This is a genomic window from Methanothermobacter sp. KEPCO-1 (assembly GCF_008033705.1).
Lineage (GTDB): Archaea > Methanobacteriota > Methanobacteria > Methanobacteriales > Methanothermobacteraceae > Methanothermobacter > Methanothermobacter marburgensis.
In genome coordinates, this window is record NZ_CP042937.1 from 1,244,501 (window position 1) to 1,265,545 (window position 21,045).

The 21,045-nt window shown below is 49.1% G+C and carries 23 protein-coding genes and 1 pseudogene; 16 read left to right on the top strand and 8 right to left on the bottom strand.

The features are described from left to right. Positions 1-13 precede the first annotated feature (13 nt). The 5 genes from FVF72_RS06630 to FVF72_RS06650 all read left to right on the top strand — a co-directional run bounded on the left by FVF72_RS06630 (position 14) and on the right by FVF72_RS06650 (position 4,341). Positions 14-1,342 carry a PKD domain-containing protein gene (locus FVF72_RS06630; protein WP_147671611.1) on the top strand — a complete coding sequence of 443 codons (1,329 nt, stop codon included), beginning with the start codon at positions 14-16 and terminating at the stop codon, positions 1,340-1,342. A gap of 120 nt (positions 1,343-1,462) precedes the next feature. Beyond that, complete coding sequence (locus FVF72_RS06635) at positions 1,463-2,611, top strand: amidohydrolase family protein (protein ID WP_147671613.1); 1,149 nt, start codon at positions 1,463-1,465, stop codon at positions 2,609-2,611. Between the two features lie 4 nt (positions 2,612-2,615). Next, complete coding sequence (locus FVF72_RS06640; RefSeq protein WP_013296175.1) at positions 2,616-3,047, top strand: universal stress protein; 432 nt, start codon at positions 2,616-2,618, stop codon at positions 3,045-3,047. 39 nt (positions 3,048-3,086) lie between these two features. After that, positions 3,087-3,932, top strand: coding sequence for a CBS domain-containing protein (locus FVF72_RS06645; protein WP_147671615.1), 846 nt, complete (start codon positions 3,087-3,089; stop codon positions 3,930-3,932). Beyond that, complete coding sequence (locus FVF72_RS06650; RefSeq protein ID WP_255503669.1) at positions 3,925-4,341, top strand: hypothetical protein; 417 nt, start codon at positions 3,925-3,927, stop codon at positions 4,339-4,341. Before FVF72_RS06645 ends, FVF72_RS06650 begins: the two co-directional genes overlap by 8 nt. Positions 4,342-4,456: 115 nt before the next feature. Here the strand turns inward: FVF72_RS06650 and larE are convergent, their stop codons facing one another. The 6 genes from larE to ercA all read right to left on the bottom strand — a co-directional run bounded on the left by larE (position 4,457) and on the right by ercA (position 10,471). Then, positions 4,457-5,569 (bottom strand): ATP-dependent sacrificial sulfur transferase LarE, encoded by a 1,113-nt coding sequence (gene larE, locus FVF72_RS06655; protein ID WP_255503670.1) that lies wholly within the window; start codon positions 5,567-5,569, stop codon positions 4,457-4,459. Next, positions 5,532-6,215, bottom strand: coding sequence for a TfuA-related McrA-glycine thioamidation protein (locus FVF72_RS06660; protein ID WP_147671617.1), 684 nt, complete (start codon positions 6,213-6,215; stop codon positions 5,532-5,534). The genes larE and FVF72_RS06660 overlap by 38 nt, the downstream gene beginning before the upstream one ends. An 85-nt stretch (positions 6,216-6,300) precedes the next feature. Continuing rightward, positions 6,301-7,488, bottom strand: a complete 1,188-nt coding sequence (locus FVF72_RS06665; protein WP_147671619.1) for a YcaO-related McrA-glycine thioamidation protein — start codon at positions 7,486-7,488, stop codon at positions 6,301-6,303. A 9-nt stretch (positions 7,489-7,497) separates the two neighbouring features. Then, positions 7,498-8,073: a site-2 protease family protein gene (locus FVF72_RS06670; protein WP_147671621.1), complete on the bottom strand. Its 576-nt coding sequence runs from the start codon at positions 8,071-8,073 to the stop codon at positions 7,498-7,500. A 135-nt stretch (positions 8,074-8,208) separates the two neighbouring features. Continuing rightward, positions 8,209-9,318, bottom strand: a complete 1,110-nt coding sequence (locus FVF72_RS06675; RefSeq protein WP_255503672.1) for a sensor histidine kinase — start codon at positions 9,316-9,318, stop codon at positions 8,209-8,211. A gap of 10 nt (positions 9,319-9,328) precedes the next feature. Continuing rightward, complete coding sequence (gene ercA, locus FVF72_RS06680; RefSeq protein ID WP_013296167.1) at positions 9,329-10,471, bottom strand: alcohol dehydrogenase-like regulatory protein ErcA; 1,143 nt, start codon at positions 10,469-10,471, stop codon at positions 9,329-9,331. Between the two features lie 112 nt (positions 10,472-10,583). Between ercA and FVF72_RS06685 the strand changes: the two genes are divergently transcribed. The 7 genes and pseudogenes from FVF72_RS06685 (at position 10,584) to FVF72_RS06715 (ending at position 16,166) form a co-directional block, all read left to right on the top strand. After that, positions 10,584-11,066 carry an HIT family protein gene (locus FVF72_RS06685; RefSeq protein WP_013296166.1) on the top strand — a complete coding sequence of 161 codons (483 nt, stop codon included), beginning with the start codon at positions 10,584-10,586 and terminating at the stop codon, positions 11,064-11,066. Then, positions 11,047-12,036 (top strand): Xaa-Pro peptidase family protein, encoded by a 990-nt coding sequence (locus tag FVF72_RS06690; protein ID WP_048901224.1) that lies wholly within the window; start codon positions 11,047-11,049, stop codon positions 12,034-12,036. Before FVF72_RS06685 ends, FVF72_RS06690 begins: the two co-directional genes overlap by 20 nt. A gap of 103 nt (positions 12,037-12,139) precedes the next feature. Further along, positions 12,140-13,081 (top strand): type II secretion system F family protein, encoded by a 942-nt coding sequence (locus FVF72_RS06695; RefSeq protein WP_013296164.1) that lies wholly within the window; start codon positions 12,140-12,142, stop codon positions 13,079-13,081. 12 nt (positions 13,082-13,093) lie between these two features. Continuing rightward, the gene (locus FVF72_RS06700) at positions 13,094-13,288 is read left to right on the top strand and encodes a class III signal peptide-containing protein (protein WP_147671624.1); all 195 of its coding nucleotides are present in this window, start codon (positions 13,094-13,096) and stop codon (positions 13,286-13,288) included. Positions 13,289-13,303: 15 nt separating this feature from the next. Next, a complete protein-coding gene (locus FVF72_RS06705; RefSeq protein WP_147671626.1) occupies positions 13,304-14,716 on the top strand; it encodes a lactaldehyde dehydrogenase in 1,413 nt (470 codons plus the stop codon). A gap of 215 nt (positions 14,717-14,931) precedes the next feature. Continuing rightward, positions 14,932-15,021: pseudogene (locus tag FVF72_RS09540) on the top strand (chitobiase/beta-hexosaminidase C-terminal domain-containing protein); the annotation flags it as partial. Positions 15,022-15,251: 230 nt separating this feature from the next. Further along, positions 15,252-16,166, top strand: coding sequence for a radical SAM protein (locus tag FVF72_RS06715; protein WP_147671628.1), 915 nt, complete (start codon positions 15,252-15,254; stop codon positions 16,164-16,166). On the opposite strand, the gene FVF72_RS06720 is transcribed toward FVF72_RS06715, so the two are convergent. Beyond that, the gene (locus tag FVF72_RS06720; protein ID WP_147672013.1) at positions 16,163-16,885 is read right to left on the bottom strand and encodes a tRNA-binding protein; all 723 of its coding nucleotides are present in this window, start codon (positions 16,883-16,885) and stop codon (positions 16,163-16,165) included. The genes FVF72_RS06715 and FVF72_RS06720 overlap by 4 nt on opposite strands. A 168-nt stretch (positions 16,886-17,053) precedes the next feature. On the opposite strand from FVF72_RS06720, the gene FVF72_RS06725 reads away from it, so the two are divergent. From FVF72_RS06725 to FVF72_RS06740, 4 genes are read left to right on the top strand one after another with little or no spacing between them, the layout of a single operon-like run. Further along, the gene (locus FVF72_RS06725; protein WP_147671630.1) at positions 17,054-17,383 is read left to right on the top strand and encodes a PRC-barrel domain-containing protein; all 330 of its coding nucleotides are present in this window, start codon (positions 17,054-17,056) and stop codon (positions 17,381-17,383) included. Between the two features lie 20 nt (positions 17,384-17,403). After that, positions 17,404-18,168: an aspartate dehydrogenase gene (locus FVF72_RS06730; RefSeq protein WP_147671632.1), complete on the top strand. Its 765-nt coding sequence runs from the start codon at positions 17,404-17,406 to the stop codon at positions 18,166-18,168. Positions 18,169-18,175: 7 nt separating this feature from the next. Continuing rightward, the gene (locus FVF72_RS06735) at positions 18,176-18,931 is read left to right on the top strand and encodes a tRNA(His) guanylyltransferase Thg1 family protein (protein ID WP_147671633.1); all 756 of its coding nucleotides are present in this window, start codon (positions 18,176-18,178) and stop codon (positions 18,929-18,931) included. Positions 18,932-18,989: 58 nt separating this feature from the next. Beyond that, on the top strand, positions 18,990-19,358 hold the full coding sequence (locus tag FVF72_RS06740) for a Mov34/MPN/PAD-1 family protein (protein WP_255503673.1): 369 nt from the start codon (positions 18,990-18,992) through the stop codon (positions 19,356-19,358). 87 nt (positions 19,359-19,445) lie between these two features. On the opposite strand, the gene serA is transcribed toward FVF72_RS06740, so the two are convergent. Continuing rightward, positions 19,446-21,014 carry a phosphoglycerate dehydrogenase gene (serA, locus tag FVF72_RS06745; RefSeq protein ID WP_147672014.1) on the bottom strand — a complete coding sequence of 523 codons (1,569 nt, stop codon included), beginning with the start codon at positions 21,012-21,014 and terminating at the stop codon, positions 19,446-19,448. Between the last annotated feature and the right edge of the window lie 31 nt (positions 21,015-21,045).

Sequence of the window (21,045 nt, forward strand, 5' to 3'; positions counted from 1 at the left end):
AGCGGTGAAGGACATGAGATATGGAAAACTCATGCTCGCTGCATTCATAATATTATCACTCACTGCATTACCCCTATCAGAGGCCCACATACTCATAGTTGCAGACAGCCTCTCAGATAGCAGCTGCATGTATGATGAGGCAAAGAAGGTTGCAACAACCCTCAAGAACAGGGGCTACCAAGTAGTTGAACTCTACAAGGGAAATGCAACCGTTAAGAACATACTCAAGGGCATGTACGGTGCAGATGCTGTGATATACGCGGGCCACGGAGGATACATGTCAGGGAACTATGACTGCCGTGGGGGATATGCCAGCCCACCATTCTCACTGGTTGCAAGTGACGGCTACATATGGGGTGCAGGGGATATGGTGCAGGTCAATGGACAGACCTTTTACCTGCCCTTCAAGGAAGGAATACCCGTAATATTACTACACGCATGCTTCTCAACCGGATGGGTTGAGGATTATGAGGTTAAGAACCCCATAGAGACCATCTACCACTTCTCAAGGATGTTCACAGGTTCAGGCGCCAACTACTATGCCACAGCATGGGATGGTGCAGAGATAATATACGACTTCCTGAACGGCTCCAAGAACTTCTATGAGGCCAACCAGAAGAACTTTGAGGTTATAAATAAGAGTACAGTTTACAATGGCACAACCATCTGGCGCAACGACCATGGATATGCGGCCTTTGTTGGGGACTGGAACGGCACCTTCCCGGGGGCCAGTAATACAACACCCTATGATGATGCCGCCGCAGAGGAATGGTACAGAACCAAGGTCAAACCCAACTTCACAGGAAGCAAACCTGTGGCAGACTTCACATACACCTACTGCGGTTCAACATCACTCAGGGCATTCACCTTCAGGTCAACTGCATATGACCCTGATAACGACACAATAACACTCAAATGGAACTTCGGTGACGGCTCAACAGCAGCATGTGAAGAGGTCACCCACACCTATGCAAGGGATGGCTACTACACAGTTTCACTGACCGCGACAGATAGCAACGGCTTAATCTCAGTTAAGAAGAAGACAATCACAGTTGGAAACCCAAAACCCGACCTTGTGGTCACAGGAACAAGAAAATCTGGAAGCACACTCTACATATACGTTAAGAACCAGGGGACAGTTGCAGCCAGAAACTTCTACACAAGGGTGTGGTATGGCAGCTATTCAACAAAGAACTATAAACAGGTGTACACAGGCGCACTGAACCCGGGCGCGACGGTCACACTAAAGACCTACTACAGGTACTCACGGGGAACGGTTAAGGTCGACTACTACAACAAGGTCTCTGAGAAATCAGAAACAAACAACATCAGGAAATTCTGAACAACTATTATTCATTCTTTCTCCATGAACTCACAGTAGATGTCTGAATTCAACTTTCATTTTTTATTCTTCTCCTGAACTCACAAAAAATAAAATAGGGCAAAAACCAATTAATTAAATATGCTTGTTGTTGAAAACGGGACTGTCCTCCGCGGTGCCAGTCTGAGACCTGAGAGGACAAATATTCTCATTGAGGATGACATCATAGCCGAGATAACCCCTGATAGGATCCCGGGAAGCAACAGGATTGATGCGTCGGGCCTCATGGTTGCCCCAGCCCTTGTGAACTCCCACGTGCACCTTGGAGACTCAGTTGCAATGGACGTGGGGGATGGAAGGCCACTTGAGGATATAGTGAGGCCCCCCAATGGTCTGAAACACCAGATACTTGAATCATCCCCACGCTGGAAACTTAAGGTATCCATGAAGGATGCAATGGCTGACATGATGGCTCATGGTACGGGATTCTTCATCGATTACAGGGAGGGTGGTTTTAGCGGTATTGAACTCCTCACTGAAGTAATGGCAGATCTCCCACTGAAGGGAATGATACTTGGTAGGGACCCTGCGGTTTTTGACCCTGAAGCATCGAATGCTGAGGTCAGGCGTGCTGTGAGGAGGATCTTGCAAGTATCTGATGGTTTTGCACCAAGCGGCATGGGCGAGATAACCGATGAGGCAGCCCGCATAATCGTTGATGAATGTGAAAGGATGGGTAAGGTTGCATCGATTCACGTTGCAGAGCACCCAGAATCCCAGAGGAGGTCACTTGAGGAGACAGGTAGGACTGAGGTTGAAAGGGCTCTGGACGCCGGATTTAAGCTTCTGGTGCACCTCACAAACCCGGTCAAGGATGACCTTGAAATTGTAAGGGAAAGCGGGGCCTCGGTTGTGCTGTGCCCCAGATCCAACGGGGCGCTCTCAGCAGGTATACCCCCAGTTAAGAGGATGCATGAGATGGGCATAAATCTCCTTCTCGGCACAGACAACGTCATGTTCAACTCGCCGGATCTCCTCAGGGAGATGGAGTACACCCTGAAGGTTACAAGGGGATCTACAGGTGAGTACTTCCCACCAGTTGAGGTGCTGGGGATGACAACCGTTAACGCATCGGAGATAACTGGTGGAAGTGTTATTGAGGAGGGATTCCCGGCGGACCTTATGATCACCGAGAAACTATCCACTGACCCCTACCTCTCCATCATAAACCGTACTGAATCGAAAAATATAATATACTTAATAATAAAAGGTAAACTAGTTAAGAGGTGAGGCTATGTACAGTAAAATCCTGCTCCCAACCGACGGCTCAAAACATGCCAACAAGGCAGCTGAACATGCTATATGGATTGCAAGGGAAAGTGGAGCCGAGATAATTGCTTTAACAGTTATGGAGACATCATCCCTTGTGGGTCTCCCGGCAGACGACCTTATAATAAGGCTGAGGGAAATGCTCGAGGAGGAGGCATCAAGGTCCCTTGAAGCCGTTAAGAAGCTTGTTGAGGAATCAGGGGCAGGTGTTAAACTGACACTCAGGACCGATGAGGGTTCACCTGCAGAGGCCATACTAAGGACAGTGGAGAAGGAGGGCGTGGATCTCGTGGTCATGGGAACCTCAGGCAAACACGGCCTTGACAGGTTCCTGCTGGGCAGCGTGGCAGAAAAGGTGGTAAGGTCCGCAGGCTGCCCGGTCCTTGTTGTTCACTGAAAACCATTTTTTTTAACCGACTCTCTTCTGGTGTTGGTCATGCTTGTAAAGGAGATAATGTCAGAGAAAATACACTATGTAACTGTTCCAGGAAACAGGGCAACAGCCCTTGAACTCATGAGGAAGGAGAATGTATCGGGGCTTCCAGTTGTTAAGAAGGGAACAGAGGAACTTGTGGGGATAATAACAAGATCAGACCTTGTTGAGAATCCGGATGAGGAGCAGATAGCGCTGATAATGACGAGGAATCCAGTCACAGTCGCCCCGGACGACGATGTCAGGGTGGCTGCAGAGAGGATGCTTGAGAGAAACATCCGGAGAGTCCCTGTTGTGGACCAGGACAGGCTTGTGGGTATAGTGACAAGCTATGACCTAGTTGCAGGTGCAATTGCAGAGATGGAAATCGATGAACCAGTGGAGAATTACATGACAAGGAACATCCCCACAACATGGGATAGAACACCCCTCAGCGTAGCATTTGAGATAATGAGGTACTTCGGACTGAAGGTGCTCCTGACCCTCAACAACAGCGGTGAACTCTCAGGGGTCCTCACAGAGACCGACTTCATAAATGAGAGTGAGGTTGTCTCTGAAAGCACGGTTCATAATACATCCGTGGGTACAGAGGGTGACAGGTGGTCCTGGGACAGCAAAAACGTACTCTACGTTATAAAAAACCAGCTCAAATTCCCTGACAAGGAGGTCAGGGACGTTGCAACCACAGACATAGTCACCGCAACCACCTCAACCACGGTCACCTCCTGCGCAAGGAAGATGAAGAGGAGGAACATTGAACAGATACCCATCATAGATTATGAGGGAAACCTCACAGGGCTTGCAAGGGCCAATGACCTTATAAATGCTCTGATTGATTCAAATGAGTGACCAGAGAATAAACCTGAAGGCCTCAAAGGGCTCTCTGAGGGTGGCGGCTAAGAATCATGGTGAGGTCTCAATAAGGGATATCGAGATTAAGATGCTACTTGGCTACTGCTGGTGGTATGATCTGCCGGTTATTGAGACGCTGCTGGATGTACTTGAGATGACACTGAAGAGGGCCGTTTCTGAGGTACTCCCCCATGATGAGCTACTGCTTGATTACACAGTGAGGACCAATGACCTTCCTGATGACTCCAGTGAGGTTGAGATAATTTTCAATGGGATAAGTGCCGATGGGATTGAGTTCAGCACCCCCTCTGGACTTGTTTTAAGGGGTGATGATTCAAGGGGTCTCCTTCAGAAGATCACTGCCTTCAGAAGAAAGGTTGATGAGAATGTCCAGAGGGTCCTGTGACAGGAAATCCAATGCACCTATAATGGGCCCCACATTGCCTCATGACTGGACTATCATGTTTCTGATCTGGTCAGCCACATATTCACAGGATATTGGATGACTTATGTCTGGACCCTTATGTTTCTGATGGGGAGTGGTTCTGTGACTCCATGTCCTCATGCTCCCTTATGATGTGTGGCAGCACCTCAAGGAGCACCTCCTCTGCGTCTTCCCTGTCCACTACTCTTCTTGCCACTATCTTCCCGTTCCTGAAGATGGTCACGTTACTTTCACCCACCTCAACCATGACAACACCCATCTTCTCTGAGCATCGGGGCTTCCTCTCCTCCAGCTTTTCACAGGTTTCTTTTATATCGATCTGGTAGGGAAGCTTAACCTCGAACATTATCCTTGATTCAGCATCCCTGCAGGGCCTGTAGAGTACAATGTCATCCTCACCTTCCCTGTAGCCTGTGAGGTCCAGGAGCACCCTCTTAAACCCGACGGCCATCAACTCATTCTCTATATGCCTCAGATTTGCTGCATTGAGAAGCCTCTCAGGTTCATCAACCTCTATTATCGCAGAGTCCCCCTCATGCCTGACCCTCACGGTGCCCTCACCGTAAAGTCCCCTGACGAGGGTTTCAGCATATGAGACCCTGTTTATCCGTTCAGGCGTTATCTCCTGATCCTTTATCCTTGTTGCAAGGCATGTGGTGTTCTCTGAGTATTCAAGGTTCCTCTTTTTGAGATATTCGAGGACGTCACTCCTTGTAATCCCCGCATCAAGTAGAGGGGTCTCTATACCCAGTAGATGGTTAACCAGGGTTCCAGGCCGGTCCTCGAACATGTCGCTTGCGGTTGTGCCATCCAGGACAGCCTCAAAACCCCTTTTTCTGGCCTCAGAGAGTATTGAACTGTATATGATGTTCTTGCATACAAGGCACCTCTGGGGGGTGTTACTCACAAACTCCTGGTTTTCAAGGAGTGGCCTGTTTATTATAAAGTGCTCCACCCCAAGGGATCTGGCAATTGATGAGGCATTTTCTATGAAGCCACGGGGCATAACACCTGTGTCAACTGTGAATGCAGCAACCGCATCAGCGGAATCCCCTGCAATATCAAGAAGGGCTGTGCTATCAGCCCCACCTGAGAATCCGACAGCAACCCTTCGGCCCTTAACCGCATCCTTCACCTTTTTTATCTTTGATTCAAGATCCATGAGTTTCACATCCATTATTCTGATCATCAGAGCTTACCAGTCCCTTAATGTATTTTATGACCTCAATTGCATCCTCCCTTTTTATATCCCTTCCTTCAGATTCAAGGAATGACATGAGGGATGTCTTTCTGTTTTCAGGTATTTCTGCGTCATGCAGAATTCTCTGGTAGTTCCTGAGGGGATAAAATAGGTTCTTAGCGATTTTCATGAGTTCTCTGAAGTCATCTTCATTTATGATGCCCCTTTCAAGGGCCCTTTTAAAGTTAAAATGAATGCTCACAAGGGAATCAGAGAGGGCCTCAAGGGTTTCAGGGTTGAAGGCAACTGCAACGTCATCATCAGATTCCAGATCACCATTCAGGTAGGCCCTGAATATACGGCCGACTCCCACCATCCCCAGATCATGGAGTTCAGAAGCCCTTAGCGCCCCCATACTTGCCCCCCCAACAACGGTAACGCCCATCCTGAGGGCCTCAATGATTTCACGGTGCCCCACTGCCGGACTCTGATGGAATACACCGTCAATTATCCCTATTATGTCTGGCCTCTCAGAGAGAGCTTCAAGGACATCCCCCCTCCTCACAGGGGGTCTGTAATCTGCCCTTAGGATATATGATGCATCACTGTGGGAAAGTGATGGTCCTGTAAATATTATGATCTTTCTGCTGTGCATATGGATTATCTAGTGCATCGGGTCACTTAATCATTTCATCTGTGTGAACTTATGATATTATTTCATCTGTGTGAACTTATGATATTCACCTGGAGGACCTTATGCGTCCCCCCACCCTTTCAGGGTCAACAGAGAAAACCTCAAGTCCAGGTACAATGACCCTTACAACGGGAACACCAACATCACGGGTTAGATCCACGTAGAGTGTCTGCTTTAGCCCCGCCCTCTCCAGTTTACCCAGGGTAATCTCAAGGTCCCTCTGGAATGACCTTGTTGAGAGGTCCTCCATATCCTCAAGTGCAATGGTATCATCGGGCTCAGAGAACCAGTGCCTGTTTAGCCTTTTCATTCTCTCATAGCCGGCCCTCCTCATGAACTCCGCCCTTACGGTGTCCTCCCTTGTACCGTGTATCTGGGTGGCCCGGCTCTGGGCAACCTCTGTGAGGGCCCTTATAACTGCAATTTCAGGGTCAAGGTGGGTCCCCACACCCATGGTGAGGAGTGCAGGGTCCCTGAGCACAACATCATCGGCAACCGCAGCAACCGTTGCAACGCCAGTGTCGGCGGTGAGGTCCACCAGTGTTATCTCAACACCTGCCCTCTGGAACCTTTCAAAAAGACACGTTATTATCCTGTTATCTGTCCCCGAACAATCAATTTCTATTCGGGGACCCCTTCTCGCCTCAAATAGGCTCCAGGCGTCCCTCTCTATCACCTCCATGAGGCCGTGGAATATGGCCTCCTCCAGGACGTTCCCGGATGCAAGGCCGTTGGTGTTGGACCTGAAGAGACTCACACATCCCTCAGGGGGATTGTAAGGGTGAAAAACCGCATTTGCAGGTACGTGAATCTTGTCCTGGCTTTTTATATCCTCTGCAATTATCCACTCAACTTCAGAGTCTGTATCAGCGTTTGGTGGAAGAATAAGTGCTTCAGGGTCCAGGCGTTTATCCATCTCCGATGGATGTGCCCTCAGTGTTTCGTCCAGGGGACTTCTCTCGGCAGAGTACCTTTCAAAGGCCTCCATCATTGCAGAGGCCCTTGCCTGTTTCCTGGTGGCGCCCTTACCTGCGTATATGCTAACAGCACCCTCCTCCGCTGTCGGCCTTATGGCTGAGAATACCGGTATGCCTATACGGTCGAGGTGCGTTATTTCGGTTATCCTTGTGACACCTATGACCCTGAGTTTTTCCCTGAAGGCCCTGAGTGTCTCTGAGGGCTTCATGGCCCGGTGGGTGCATCCAACATACTTAACAGGAATATCCCGGAACATCTCGATCACTTAGAACATGCTGTTGAATGTGAGTGCAAATGCCGATGCGGCTGCAATGAGCCATATGAGGGGGTTCCATCTGAAGACCTTGGCACCATCAAGTACGGCGATGGGTATGAGGTTAAATAGGGCAAGGAAGCTGTTAACGGCGTATCCAAGTACAGCAACATCGCGAAGTGGAGATGGGAGTACAGATGAGGCCATGAGAAATATTAGAGCCAGCATTATGTTGGTGAGGGGTCCTGCAATGGATATCTTCCCGTTAACCTCCCTCTCAATGTAGTTTCCATGAATGTAAACGGCCCCAGGGGCTGCGAATACGAATCCAAAGTAGGAGGTTACAAGCGCCAGTACGAGGCCCTCGAGCCAAAGCCTGTATTCGGCCCAGAATCCATACCTTATTGCCATTAACTTATGGGCGATCTCATGGAGGACAAATCCAAGCCCCACAGTAACGAGGGTTGCCGGAAGCAGAATCAGCGCGACCTGCAGGTTTCTACCTGAGAACACATAGGCAAATACTCCGGCGATCACAACCATTGAGATCAGGATATCCCTTACCTCTCCCTTACTGAATCTGACCATGTTTATATTAACATGGGACACGTCTTATAATGCTTTCCATTGCTGGATTGAAAGTGGCTTTCTATTAAATGGAAGATTTAAGAGCAATCCGTCGATGTTACTGGCTGAAAAAATTAAAATGATCTTTTTAGAGAATTATTTATCAGAATCCACTGACATTCTGTCGGTATAGGGGGGTTCCCTGAATTCTATCCGGAAAAATCCGCCGTCCTCCCCTGAAAAGGTGAGGGTTCCGTCAAGCTGTTCTGTGAGGATCTCAACAAGTTTGAAGCCAAGGGACTTGCTATTTCTGAGATCCTCCTCATTGAACCCCACACCGTCGTCTTTCACCTCAAGAATACAGGCAGAGTCCCTCCTTTTAAACCTCACTGTGATTTTGCCTCTATCCCTTCCTCTGAAGGCGTGTTTGAGTGCATTGGTTACAAGTTCACTCAGTATGAGGCCCAGGGGAATTGAGGTCTCAAGGCTCACCTTTATATCACCGGCTTCAAGCGAGAATTCTATATCCTTTCCATGGGAATATGACCTCTGGAGGTTCTTGAGGAGTCGGGAGGCGTACACTCCAAAGTCGATGGAGCTGAAATCACCTGAACGGTATAGCTGCTCATGTATGAGGCCCATGGACCTTATCCTGTCCTGGCTTTCCTCAAGGAGATCCCTGCAAGTGGGGTCCTTGATAGTGTGGCTCTGAAGGCTCAGAAGGCTTGAAATTATCTGGAGGTTGTTCTTGACCCTGTGGTGTATCTCACTGAGAAGGACCTCCTTTTCCCTCAGGGACCTCCTGAGTTCCGCCTCCATTTTCAGCCTCTCGGTTATATCCCTGGCCACCAGGACCGCGTACCTTTCACCATCAAAATCAACCATATCTACCTTTATTTCAACAGGTATCATTTCACGGTTTCTTTTTATAAGGTGCCCCTCCATTGTTATCCTCTCATCGTTGCCCTCAAGGATCCCTTTGAAGCGGGAATGCATGTCCTCAGGCAGAAGATCATAGATGCTGTGCCCGGGTATATCACGGGTTGAATACCCCAGTCTTGTGCAGGCTGAGCGGTTGGCGTCTGTAAGTTCGCCTCCAGGTGTTTTAACCAGGAATATGGCGTCGTCTGTACAGTCAAGGAGTTTCCTGAACCTTCTGAGTTCGGCGAGTGATTCCTGAAGACGGGGATAGTAACTCTTCCTTATGGATTTTTCACCGAACCCTATTATCTTCTCCCTGAGGGTTTCCCAGTCCCTATCAGACATTTCACCACCCTCAGGCCCCATGGAGGGCCCTCCTGAATATCTCCTCAACATCCGTCTTTTCTGGCCGGACCGGGTTTGTAACTATGCAGGGATCCCTCATTGAGGTCTCTGCAAGGGAGGGTATGTCCTCCTCATCAACACCAAGGTCCCCAAGTGTCATATCCATTCCCAGGGTCTCCCGAAATTCCCTTATGTGTTCCTTGAGTTCCTCCAGCCCCGAACCACTGAGTCCCATGGCCCCTGCGATCTTGAGGTACCTCTCCCTCGCGGCTTTGAAGTTGAATTCAATAACGTATTCAAGGAGGAGGGCATTTGCCTCACCATGGGGTATGTCCAGCATCCCACCGAGGCTGTGGGCCATGGCATGCACAAGTCCAAGGCTGGCGTTGGAGAATGCAAGGCCTGCCTCGAGGCTTGCAAGCATCATATCCTCACGGTAATCCATGTTATCTGGTTCAAGCACGGCCCGGGGGAGGGCCTGGTTTATGATGCCTATTGAGTCGAGGGCGTTGAGGTCGGTCAGGTGGAAGCTTGCATTGGATACGTATGCCTCAATGGCATGTGCCAGGGCATCCATACCTGTTGCAGCTGTTAGCTCCCTATCCATGGTGAGGGTGGTTTCAGGGTCTATTAGGGATGCGTCAGGCACCATTGTCTTGCTTATGATGGCCATCTTAACCCTTCTATGGGTGTCCATGATTATCGCAAACTGGGATACATCTGCACCTGTACCGGCGGTTGTCGGGATGCATATTATGGGAACCGAGAGTATGGGGATGCGGTCAACACCCTCAAACTCCAGCACATCCATTCTGTTGGATACAACAGCGCCCATGGCCTTTGCACAGTCAATGGGGCTTCCGCCGCCCAGTGCAACGATCATGTTGCACTCCTCTGCATCAAAGACCTCAGCACCCTCCATGACCTCGTGGTCACGGGGGTTTGGTGTTACATCATTGAATATGACATAATCAAGGCCCCCATCACTGAGGCTACGTGTAACGTCATCCACGAGACCGGTTTTCATTATACCATGGTCTGTTACAAGGAGGACCCTTCTGGCCCCGAGGTTTGAGGCGTATCTTCCTGCCAGGAACCTGGCCCCGTTTCCAAAAACAAATTCAGCGGTCACAAATTTTCGAAGCTCCCCCATCTTAACCACCTGTGCAGTTACTGGGCATGGGCTGCATATACATATAAATTAGGTTTAATGATTAATATAAACCTTGAGTATTACCTTGTCCATAGATTTTAGCGGTGATCATGTGCAGGTCTGTGAGTACTGTGGGGTTGACGGTTATTATGGCCGTGAAATTGCCGGGACAGACAAATGGATTGTTTACCTTGCACCGAGCCAGCGCTACCTTGCAACCTGTGTGGTGGCACTTCGGAGGAAATGCAGGAACCTCTCTGAAGTCACCAATGATGAGTGGCTTGACTTTGCAGTGGTTGTGAGGGTGCTTGAATCCGCTGTGGGCGACCTTTTTGGACCGGACCTCTTCAACTGGAGCTGCTTTAAAAATTCGGCTTTCAGGTCTGAAAACCCGGACCCTGAGGTTCACTGGCACTTCATCCCCCGCTACAGCAGACCCGTGAAATTCGGGGGTGAGGTATTCAGGGACCCTGACTTTGGTCACATACCGCTACCCATTGAGTCCAGGGCACCCGATGGGGTTATGGATGAACTTGAACTGGTCATGAAAAGAGCTGTTATGGAAAGACTGGGTGATGTACTTGGAAAGGATTGAAGGGGCACTTGAAGCTATTTCTGGTAAAGCTGAGGTAGCACTCATAACAAAAAGGGAGAATATATATTATCTCACAGGGTTCATGCCAACGGTCACTGCCTTTCTGTTCCTGAGTGATGAACCGGTCCTCTTTGTAAATGAGATGGACCTTGAGTCAGCAGCAGGGCGCGAGGTTCGTGTTGAGGTCTTTAAGAAGGTATCTGATGTCTCTGATATGGTTGAACTAAGGGCCGTCGCGGTTGAACCCTCAATGCCGGTGGGCCTCATTGAGAGAATAGGTCTCGGGAGGGACTTTCAGGTGATGGATCCCATCGCAGATCTCAGGATGGTTAAGGACCGGGAGGAGATAAGAAGGATAAAGGCAGCCCTTAAAATTGCCGAGGAATCATTTAAGAAAATTGAATTCAGCGGCAGTGAATCTGAGGTGGCCGCCAGACTGGACTACCTTATGCGTCTTGGAGGTTCAGAGGGAGTCTCATTCGACACCATCGTAACATCGGCCTCAAGGTCAAGCATACCCCATGCGGTACCCACATCTAACGATTTAGGCTCCCCTTTACTGGTTGACTGGGGCGCTGTTCACAGCGGCTACCACTCTGACACCACAAGGACACTGGTGGAGAGTGAACGGGAACATGAGATCCTTGAAGTGGTAATTGAAGCCAAAAGGGAGGGTTTGAAGGTGGCTAAACCTGGCGTGAGGGCATGTGAAGTCGACAGTGCAGTTAGGGGGGTTATAGAGGAATATGGATACGCTGATAAATTTATACACTCAAGTGGCCATGGTGTTGGACTTGAGGTCCATGAGAGGCCCTCACTTTCAGCCGACGATAAAACGGTTCTCACCAGGGGAATGGTCCTCACCATTGAACCAGGGATATATCTTCCAGGAGAATTTGGTGTGAGGGTGGAGGATATGTTCGTGGTGGGTGGTGGTGTTATGAACAGCCTACCTGATCACCTGAGGTAGGTGTTCATGAACATAACTGAATTAAAAAGTGGGTCGTCATGAATATAGTATAAATAATAGCCCGTAAATAATTAGTAACAGCAAGACTTCAAGTGGTGTGCAGATGGCAGTATTACCGGCAGCATTGAAACCTGTGAGCGAGGCCCTGGAGAGCATATTACCTGATAAACTGCTCCTCAGGGTGCAGGAAACGCTCATAAGGACTGGCCTTTATGTGAAGGCATCTGAGATAATAACCCTCGCATTTCTTGCAGGGGCACTCTTTGCTGTTCTTGGATCAGTTGTAGCCGCAGTAGCAGGTTTGAATGTTATCCTTGCAGTCATTGTTGGATTTTTCATGCCATCCATCCTCCTTGGGGCATACATCTTTGTCATGATGGAGCGGCGTGTTGATGCCATTGAGCAGTCAACTCCTGACTTTCTACGTCAGATAGCATCACTGCTGAGGGCAGGGGTGGGCCTTGAATCTGCCCTGGAGGACGTATCCAAACAGGGGGAGGGGCCACTCTACGATGAACTCAAGAGGGCGGTTATTGAAATAAAAATTGGGCGGACATTCGATGACGCCATCCTCTCCATGAGCGAAAGGCTCAAATCCCAGAACCTTGACAGGACATTCAGGATGATCCTTGAGGGTAGAAGGGCAGGAGGAAGCCTATCGGATGTAATTGAGACAGTTGCAGAGGATCTCAGGGCGGTCCTGGCACTCAAGAGGGAGAGGAAGGCCAATGTTATGATGTCGGTGATGTTCCTTATTGTCGCCGCCATAATCGCGGCACCATTCGCCCTTGGTATGATAATGGTCTACTCAGGATTCATGGAGTCTGTGGGGAAACCCAACCCTATCCTTGGTGCCGCCAAGATCGCCGCTGCAGGTTACATCATAATACACTCCATAATTGCAGGGCTCCTCATTGGAATCATAATGTATGGGAGTGCAAGGAAGGGTGTTAAGTTCTCTGTGCCACTTTCAATCGTGGCCTACGCAATATTCTATGTTATAGGCAAATTTGGATTGAGCCTTGTTGGAAGCATGGCACCATAGGAGGTTAAGGTTTTGTCAGGGGGTTTAATTGCTGATGATTCAGGTCAGGGGTCAGCCGAGCTGATACTTGTATTTGGAGGTATAATAGTCATTGTGACCTTTGCGGTGGTGTGGTACCGCAACTATGTGAGCTCATCTCAGACTGCAATGAACTCTGATGTTCAGAACGTCACCAACTCCATTAAGGGACTCAAGAACAAGTTCTAATTTTAAGGTGGTCATATGGACATGATCATTGATGGTGAATACGTGGGGGGAGATAACCGTTTCAGTGTCAGGAACCCCTTCAATGGCAGGGAGGTTGACACTGTACCCATCGCAGGCAGGGATGATGTGTTGAGGGCCCTTGAGGCGGCCCACCGTGCAAAAGGTGCCATGTCTGATCTTTCTGCCAGGCGCATCTCGGAGAACCTCCATGATGTGGCTGATGAGCTCAGGGCAGAGATGGATGAATTTGCCCGTCTCATAACCCTTGAGTCAGGTAAACCCATAAGGTTCTCACGTGATGAGGTTAAAAGGTCAGTTGAAACCGCACGTCTGTGTGCAGAGGAGGCAGGAAGGCTCTACGGCGAATCAATACCCATGGATGCAGGTATTGGCGGGAAGGGTCTTATTGGATTCACTGTAAGAATCCCGCTTGGGGTCGTGGCCGCGATAACCCCATTTAACTATCCACTCAATCTCGCCATCCATAAGGTTGGGCCGGCACTGGCAGCAGGTAACACCACTGTTCTCAAACCTTCACTTGAGGCGCCCCTCTCCGCACTTAGACTCTGTGAGATACTGAATGAGCACTTCCCGCAGGGGGCTGTTAATGCTCTAACAGGGAGGGGCCGGGAGGTGGGGGATGTTATAATAGATAGCCCCCTCGTGGATAAGATAACATTCACAGGCAGTGTGGAGGTTGGAAGATACATATCCCGGAGGGCCTCAATGAAGAAGGTTACCCTTGAACTTGGGGGCAACGATCCCCTAATTGTCATGGATGATGCTGACATTGACTCTGCAGTTGAGGGTGCTGTGAGGGGTTCCTATCTCTACTCTGGACAGGTCTGCATCGCGGTTAAGAGGATGATAGTCCATAAAGATGTGGCCGACGAATTTGCAGATAAACTTGTGGAAAAGACCCGCAGGTTAAGGTCCGGGGACCCACTTGACGCTGAGACGGATATAGGGCCACTTATAAATGAAGAGGCGGCAATTGAGGTTGAGAGGCGAATTGAGGATGCCGTTGATGATGGCGCCGAGCTCCTCCATGGAGGGTCAAGGAGAGGCAACTTTGTTGAGCCCACGGTCCTTGACTATGTGCGTCCTGAGATGGATGTTGTTGCAGAGGAAACCTTTGGGCCGGTGTCCCCGATTATAAGGTTTGCTGATGCTGATGAGGCCTTAAGGATTGCCAATGGGACATGCTATGCACTTCAGGCAGGGGTTTTCACTGAGAACATAGGAACCGCCCTGAGGATGGCGTCTGAGATCGACGCTGGCACGGTTCTTGTGAACAAACAGTCAACCTTCAGAGTGGACCACATGCCATTTGGTGGTTTCAAGTGCAGTGGAATGGGAAAAGAAGGTGTTAAGTACGCCATAGAGGACATGACCAGGACCAAACTTGTAGTGTTAAACAGCAGATGATTTTAAATGTCCCATCAACATTTAACAGCATGTTGAAGAATCTAATGTTAAAGGTTTTATCGTTGAAAACTGGATTTTCATGTTTTAATTTTTACAGAATAAAATATCTTATTGAATTATTTGCATTGATGATTTTGATTAAATGGATGTGGCCATATTTCAGTTCACTTTTATATATGCTGATATTACACCCTTAACGGGCAAATCCAACTCTTAACAGCACAAGATACACAGCACCAATTCTCCTCACAAAATCGGCGACAATCAAATTCATAGCCATTAACGGAGCATCCTCTGCAGTTTCATCAGCCAGCTACACTGTTATGAAGTCTGTAAACCTCAGCTACTACGTCAAGGCGAAGGTCAAGAAAGGGTACAGAAAATGGTACAGGTACATGGCAAATGGAGATACATGTGGCGGTACTACTGGACCTACAGCTACGTTAAGAGGACCAGCAGCTACTGGCAGATAACCTGATACTTATTTTTACATTTTTTGGAAAATGTATTAACAGGTTTTTATATAACTATTTTTATGGACGAACTCATGAACTGCAGGCTATGTGAATGGAGGTGCGGGGCAAACCGTTCTGCTGGTGAGAGGGGCGTTTGCGGGGCTGCGGAGACTGAAATCGCCTACACATCAATTACAGATGTTCTGGAAAGTTACTCGGTAACCTTTCTCTCATGCCCCTTCAGGTGTGCCTACTGCAATGCCTACAGAATATCACAGTACCCTGATTCAGGGTGGGTTTACAGGGGTCATATAAAACCCGAGGAGCTGGCGTTAGAAGTCCTCAGGGAACTTGAATCACATGACATATCAAATCTGAGCTTCACTGGAGGTGAACCCACAATACACACACCCTACATAGAAAGTATGCTGCATGAAATAAAAGAGGAAAGGAATGTTGATGTCATACTGGCAACAAATGGATTCCAGACGCCTGAGACCTTAAAGCGCATCATACGGTTCACTTCACTCTTCAGTTTTGAGATAAAGGCCCTTTCAGATGAACTCCACAGAAACCTGACAGGGGCACCGGTGGCTCCTGTACTCCGCAATGCAGCCTACCTTGCAGAGAAATTCCCTGAAAAGATAAGGGTCTTCAGGACGGTCGTGATACCCGGCATAAACCACCATGAGATATGTGAGATAGCATCATTCATTGCAGAAATAAATCCAGAGATCCCCTACCGCCTAATAGGTTTCAGACCGAACTTCCTTCTTTACTACCACAGGGGACCTGACAGAAAACTGATGGAGAAGCTAGTGGATGATTGCAGGGCAGAGGGTCTTGAAAGGGTTGATTATTCAGGCTACTATCCCTTATCAGAATTAAATCTTGAAGAGCGTCTGAGAAAAGCAGGATGCAGTCTCCCAAGGGACTGTGGAAGCTGCAGCAATGAAGTGTGCAGGGCGATTCTCAGGGAGCCATGGAGGGTTTAACCAGCCAGGAAATCCTCGACCAGGTTCCTTGTCTCGTTTAGGGCCTCGAGGGGTATCCCTCTTGGCATTTCACCAGGGTTTCCTTTAACGTCCCTCAGAACACCGTCGGCACCAAGGAACATTCCTTCACTCACAACACCCATGAAGTTCTGGGGCGGCAAAAGGGCCACGGCCACCCTGTCGTTCTCCCTTACATCAGTGTCATTTGTAACAACCTTTAGGGACCTCCCACCCACATTAACATTGCAGATCTGAAGTTTATCTGCGGAAGGGTGCCCCCCAACACTCATAACCTCACCCGCAACTATATCAACTGCAATAACAGGGTCTGATATCTTTCCAAGCATCAGCCGACCCCTGAGGTTTCCAATGGTGTTCAGGAAGAACTTAACCTTTGCTATGTTCTCCTCAACCCTCTCCCTCTCATCCCTTGAGGCCTCATCAAGGAATTTACGGCTCCAGTCCTCACCCCCCAGGGCATCAGTTATCTCCTTAAGTTTTTCCTCAATACCTATCATCTCAGGACTTGCTGCAAGGTCCTCGGGTTCAAGGTATGAATATATGAGGCTCTGCAGTGCCCTCTCAATCTCAGAGGCGGCCTGGATGGCGGGTTTCTTCTTCCACTGGCCCCTGAAACCGCCCGCCTCAAGGGCCCTCCTGAAGAGGTCAACTGCCTTAACTGCAACCATGAGCCTGTAATCCTTACTGGTGTCCCACATTTCAATCACAATCCAGAATCATTTTTTAATTCCAGTAACAGCCTTTTTCTTTCTGCCACTGCAGTAATCTGTTATTTCCCTATAACTATTTAAGCTATAAACAATAATATTAACCAACAGTAGGGTTATGCAGCAGCGCTACATGTTTAACTGTCCGGTGGTGGAAAAATGGTTGAATTATCCAGTCTATATGGACTTGAAATATACACCTCAAGGGGTAAGTACGTTGGAAGGGTTCAGGACGTTGTCCTCAACATCAAGAAGGGACGTGTCTCAACACTGAAGGTCCGTCCAATGAGACATGATAAGAAGAATGTGGGTATAAAGGATGTCCTCAAAACCAGCATAAGGATAGTCCCTGAATCAGATGAGATAAGACCCATACAGGAAGAGGGTATCATTGACATAAACTATGAACGTGTCCAGGCCGTCGGCGATATACTCATAATATCTCCAGATGTTTCAGTGGAGAAAAAGGTAAACCCCATTGAATCCTGATTTTTTTTCTGTGTGATGACATGATTGTGGGTATAGTGGGCTGCGGTGCAATAGCCAACCTTATAACGGGTTTCGTGAGGGACGGTAGGGTACCCGTTGAACTGGGATTCTTCTATGACAGGGACCTTGAGAGGGCAGAGAACCTGGCGTCCATGGTTGATGGGACTGCGGTCCTTGATGTTGCAGACATGCTCCCCCACGTTGACCTTGTGGTGGAGGCCGCATCACCTGAGGCTGTAAGGGAACTGGTCCCCGGGATACTTGAGGCAGGTAGGGACGTGGTCGTTATGAGTGTAGGCGCCCTCATGGACCCTGAATTAAGAAGCTTGCTTGAGAAGAAAGCCTCAGAGAATAATGCCGAGATACATGTACCCTCAGGGGCCATAGTGGGTCTTGATGGCCTGAAGGCGGCATCCATGGGCAGTATAAGGTCAGTTAAACTTGTTACAAGGAAACCCCCACGGTCCCTGGGCATCAGCATGGATGAGAAGAAGGTTCTCTACACGGGAAAGGCATCAGAGGCCGTTAAGAGATTTCCACTCAACATAAATGTGGCAGCAGCCCTCAGCCTCGCCTGCGGACGGGATATTGATGTTGAGATAATAGCAGACCCGGCAGTTGACCGTAACGTCCATGAGGTTACCGTTAAGGGGGACTTCGGGGAGTTCAAGACTATAACAGAGAATGTCAGGTGCTCCATAAACCCCAAGACAAGTGTGATGGCCGCATATTCCGCCATAAGACTCCTTAAATCCCTCAGTGAGAACATGCACATTGGAACCTGATGGTATGATGCGAGAACATGAAATCTACTCAAACCTCAGGGCGCCACCGTCCTCCAGCATAGTACTGAGGCTTGATGGGAGGGGTTTTCACAGGCTAACAGCAAGGGCAGGGTTTAGGAGGCCCTATGATACTGTCTTCCGTGACCTCATGGTTTCAGCGTGCCTTGAGATCATGAATGAGTTCAGCCCATCACTCGTATACACGTTCTCTGATGAGATCAATGTACTCCTTGATTCCGTCCCATTCTCAGGAAGGGTTGAAAAGCTTGACTCGGTTTTCCCGGCTTTTGCATCATCATCATTCACACTTGCGGCCGTCAGCAGGGGTTTATCACTTGATAAACCTGTTTCATTTGACTGCAGGGTTATACCACTGGGCAGGGAGCTGGTCTGGGAGTACTTCAGGTCAAGGCAGGATGAGGCCTGGAGGAACTGCCTCAACAGCTATGCATACTGGACACTGAGGGATGAAATGGATAGGGATGATGCCTCAAGAACCCTGAATGGGATGAAATCAGATGCCCTCCATGAGCTGCTCTTTGAGAGGGGTTTGAACATCTCAGAGGTGCCTGCCTGGCAGCGGAGGGGTATCGGGGTCTACCGGGCTCCGGTGAAGGTGAGGGGCTACAATCCCATCACTGAGAGGGAGGTCTCTGCGGTGAGAATGAGGGTGAAAGTTGACATGGAGCTTCCACTCTTCACAGAAGAATTTTTTGAGTGTCTCCAGGGCTTTAGGGAACACAAGGGATCAGAGAGCGCCTGATAGAATGGGTTTAATTGAAAGGATTCTTGATTTTATGGGTGTAAAACCGGTAAAGAGGGTGCTGGTCGATTCCGATGTCATTGAGGAGGCCCTGGAAATCGCAAGAAGGTCACATCCCCATGAATTTGTGGCACTCCTTGAGGGAAAACAGGAGGGTGACGCCCTTCACATCACTGGCCTCATATTCCTGCCATCAAGGACCTCTGATGAGGGTGCTGTTATGGATGTCCTGATGCTCCCACCCTTTACAGGTACTGTGGGGTCGGTGCACTCCCATCCTGGCCCCAGCAATTTACCATCGGGTGCTGATATGCAGTTTTTCTCAAAGAATGGTCTTTTCCATATGATAATAGCACACCCCTACACTTTGGAAACCGTTGCAGCCTATACAAGGCAGGGTGTGCCTGTCGGGTTTGAGATTGTTTAAAAAGGAATGTTTTGTTTTTGGGATTATTGGGTCTGGCTTATAAATTATAAAAAAAGGGATGTTTAGGGGGTCTAATTGTTGTTAGACTTATATTTCTATTGCAACAGCATCGTCCACGTTCTCAAGCTTCTTGACCTCATCTATGACCTCAGCCGGGACACTCTGGTCAACCTTGAGGACCATGACGGCCTCTCCACCGATCTCCTTCCTTCCCACCTGCATGGTGGCTATGTTTATCTGGTGCTCGCCCAGCTTGGTGCCGATGGCCCCTATGGTACCTGGGAGGTCCCTGTAGCGTGCTATTATCATTGTCCCCTCTGGCTTCACATCCACCCTGTATCCATTGATACCGATTATCGTGGGCTCCTTGATATGAGTGGCCTCCACGCTGAACTCTCCCCTGTCAGAAACAGCCCTTACCATTATGATGGACCTGTAGCCATCAGCCTCTGACCTGCGGGCCTCTGTAACCACGATACCCCTCTTCTTTGCAATTGCCGGTGCATTTATGAGGTTCACTGGTTCTGTGAGTATGGGGTTGAGGATGGCCTGCAGCATGGTCCTTGTGAGGATATCGAACTGCATATCTGCAAGTTCACCGCAGTAGGTGACATCCAGTTTCTCTATGTTGCCCGGGAGGGCCTGTGTGATGATGCTTCCCAGTTTCTCTGCGATCTCGGTGTAGGGCCTGAGGGACTTGTAGGTTTCCTGGTCCAGAACTGGCATGTTAAGGACGTTCCTGGGTGAACCCCCCTGAAAGACTGTTTTTATCTCATTTGCAACTATTATTGCGGCGTCCCTCTGGGCCTCAGCTGTTGAGGCACCGATATGTGGTGTGAGGACAACGTTCTCAAGTTCAAGTAGTGGACTGCCCTCCGGGGGCTCCTCCTCAAATACATCGAGGGCCGCCCCTGCTATCTCACCATCCCTGAGGGCCCTGTAGAGGGCTTCCTCGTCGATTATACCTCCACGGGCACAGTTAACTATGAATGCGGTTTCCTTCATCAGTTTGAATTCATCCTCTGAGATGAGGTGTTTTGTCTCAGGGGTGAGGGGTACGTGTATGGTCACAATGTCGGATTCCCTTAGGAGTGTTTCAAGGTCTGTGACAGTCACACCCATTTCCTCGGCGGCCTCCCTGCTTATGTAGGGGTCATATACCAGTATGTCCATTCCGAAGGCCTTTGTCCTCACAACAACCTGTGAACCTATACGGCCCATACCGATTATACCGAGGGTTTTGCCGTTGAGTTCTATACCCATGAACCGGTTCTTCTCCCATTTACCATCCTTGACGGATTTATCTGCAAGGGAAATCTTCCTTGCAAGGGCCAGCATGAGGCCTATTGAATGTTCGGCAACTGTTATGGATGTTGACTCCGGGGCGTTTATGACCATTATACCCCTCTCTGTGGCGGCCTTAACATCCACATTGTCAACGCCCACACCCGCCCTTGCGATTATCTTGAGGCGGGGGGCTGCCTCTATGACTTCCCTTGTGACCTTGGTCCGGCTCCTGACAACTATGGCATCGAAATCCTTTATGGCCTCAAGAAGCTCCTCGGGTGTTATGGTTGTGTTAACCACAACCTCCGCCACCTCTTCAAGTTCAGATATTCCCTTTTCATTGATGGAATCAGCAATAAGCACTTTCATCTCTGGCATAATTTCACCACACTTATCACAA

Excerpts from the sequence above, each read along its gene's own strand:
- FVF72_RS06630 (WP_147671611.1), top strand. The coding sequence starts at position 14 with ATGAGATATGGAAAACTCATGCTCGCTGCATTCATAATATTATCACTC.
- FVF72_RS06635 (WP_147671613.1), top strand. The coding sequence starts at position 1,463 with ATGCTTGTTGTTGAAAACGGGACTGTCCTCCGCGGTGCCAGTCTGAGA.
- FVF72_RS06640 (WP_013296175.1), top strand. The coding sequence starts at position 2,616 with ATGTACAGTAAAATCCTGCTCCCAACCGACGGCTCAAAACATGCCAAC.
- FVF72_RS06645 (WP_147671615.1), top strand. The coding sequence starts at position 3,087 with ATGCTTGTAAAGGAGATAATGTCAGAGAAAATACACTATGTAACTGTT.
- FVF72_RS06650 (WP_255503669.1), top strand. The coding sequence starts at position 3,925 with ATGAGTGACCAGAGAATAAACCTGAAGGCCTCAAAGGGCTCTCTGAGG.
- larE (WP_255503670.1), bottom strand. The coding sequence starts at position 5,569 with ATGATCAGAATAATGGATGTGAAACTCATGGATCTTGAATCAAAGATA.
- FVF72_RS06660 (WP_147671617.1), bottom strand. The coding sequence starts at position 6,215 with ATGCACAGCAGAAAGATCATAATATTTACAGGACCATCACTTTCCCAC.
- FVF72_RS06665 (WP_147671619.1), bottom strand. The coding sequence starts at position 7,488 with ATGTTCCGGGATATTCCTGTTAAGTATGTTGGATGCACCCACCGGGCC.
- FVF72_RS06670 (WP_147671621.1), bottom strand. The coding sequence starts at position 8,073 with ATGGTCAGATTCAGTAAGGGAGAGGTAAGGGATATCCTGATCTCAATG.
- FVF72_RS06675 (WP_255503672.1), bottom strand. The coding sequence starts at position 9,318 with ATGTCTGATAGGGACTGGGAAACCCTCAGGGAGAAGATAATAGGGTTC.
- ercA (WP_013296167.1), bottom strand. The coding sequence starts at position 10,471 with ATGGGGGAGCTTCGAAAATTTGTGACCGCTGAATTTGTTTTTGGAAAC.
- FVF72_RS06690 (WP_048901224.1), top strand. The coding sequence starts at position 11,047 with ATGTACTTGGAAAGGATTGAAGGGGCACTTGAAGCTATTTCTGGTAAA.
- FVF72_RS06695 (WP_013296164.1), top strand. The coding sequence starts at position 12,140 with ATGGCAGTATTACCGGCAGCATTGAAACCTGTGAGCGAGGCCCTGGAG.
- FVF72_RS06705 (WP_147671626.1), top strand. The coding sequence starts at position 13,304 with ATGGACATGATCATTGATGGTGAATACGTGGGGGGAGATAACCGTTTC.
- FVF72_RS06715 (WP_147671628.1), top strand. The coding sequence starts at position 15,252 with ATGGACGAACTCATGAACTGCAGGCTATGTGAATGGAGGTGCGGGGCA.
- FVF72_RS06720 (WP_147672013.1), bottom strand. The coding sequence starts at position 16,885 with ATGTGGGACACCAGTAAGGATTACAGGCTCATGGTTGCAGTTAAGGCA.
- FVF72_RS06725 (WP_147671630.1), top strand. The coding sequence starts at position 17,054 with ATGGTTGAATTATCCAGTCTATATGGACTTGAAATATACACCTCAAGG.
- FVF72_RS06730 (WP_147671632.1), top strand. The coding sequence starts at position 17,404 with ATGATTGTGGGTATAGTGGGCTGCGGTGCAATAGCCAACCTTATAACG.
- FVF72_RS06735 (WP_147671633.1), top strand. The coding sequence starts at position 18,176 with ATGCGAGAACATGAAATCTACTCAAACCTCAGGGCGCCACCGTCCTCC.
- serA (WP_147672014.1), bottom strand. The coding sequence starts at position 21,014 with ATGAAAGTGCTTATTGCTGATTCCATCAATGAAAAGGGAATATCTGAA.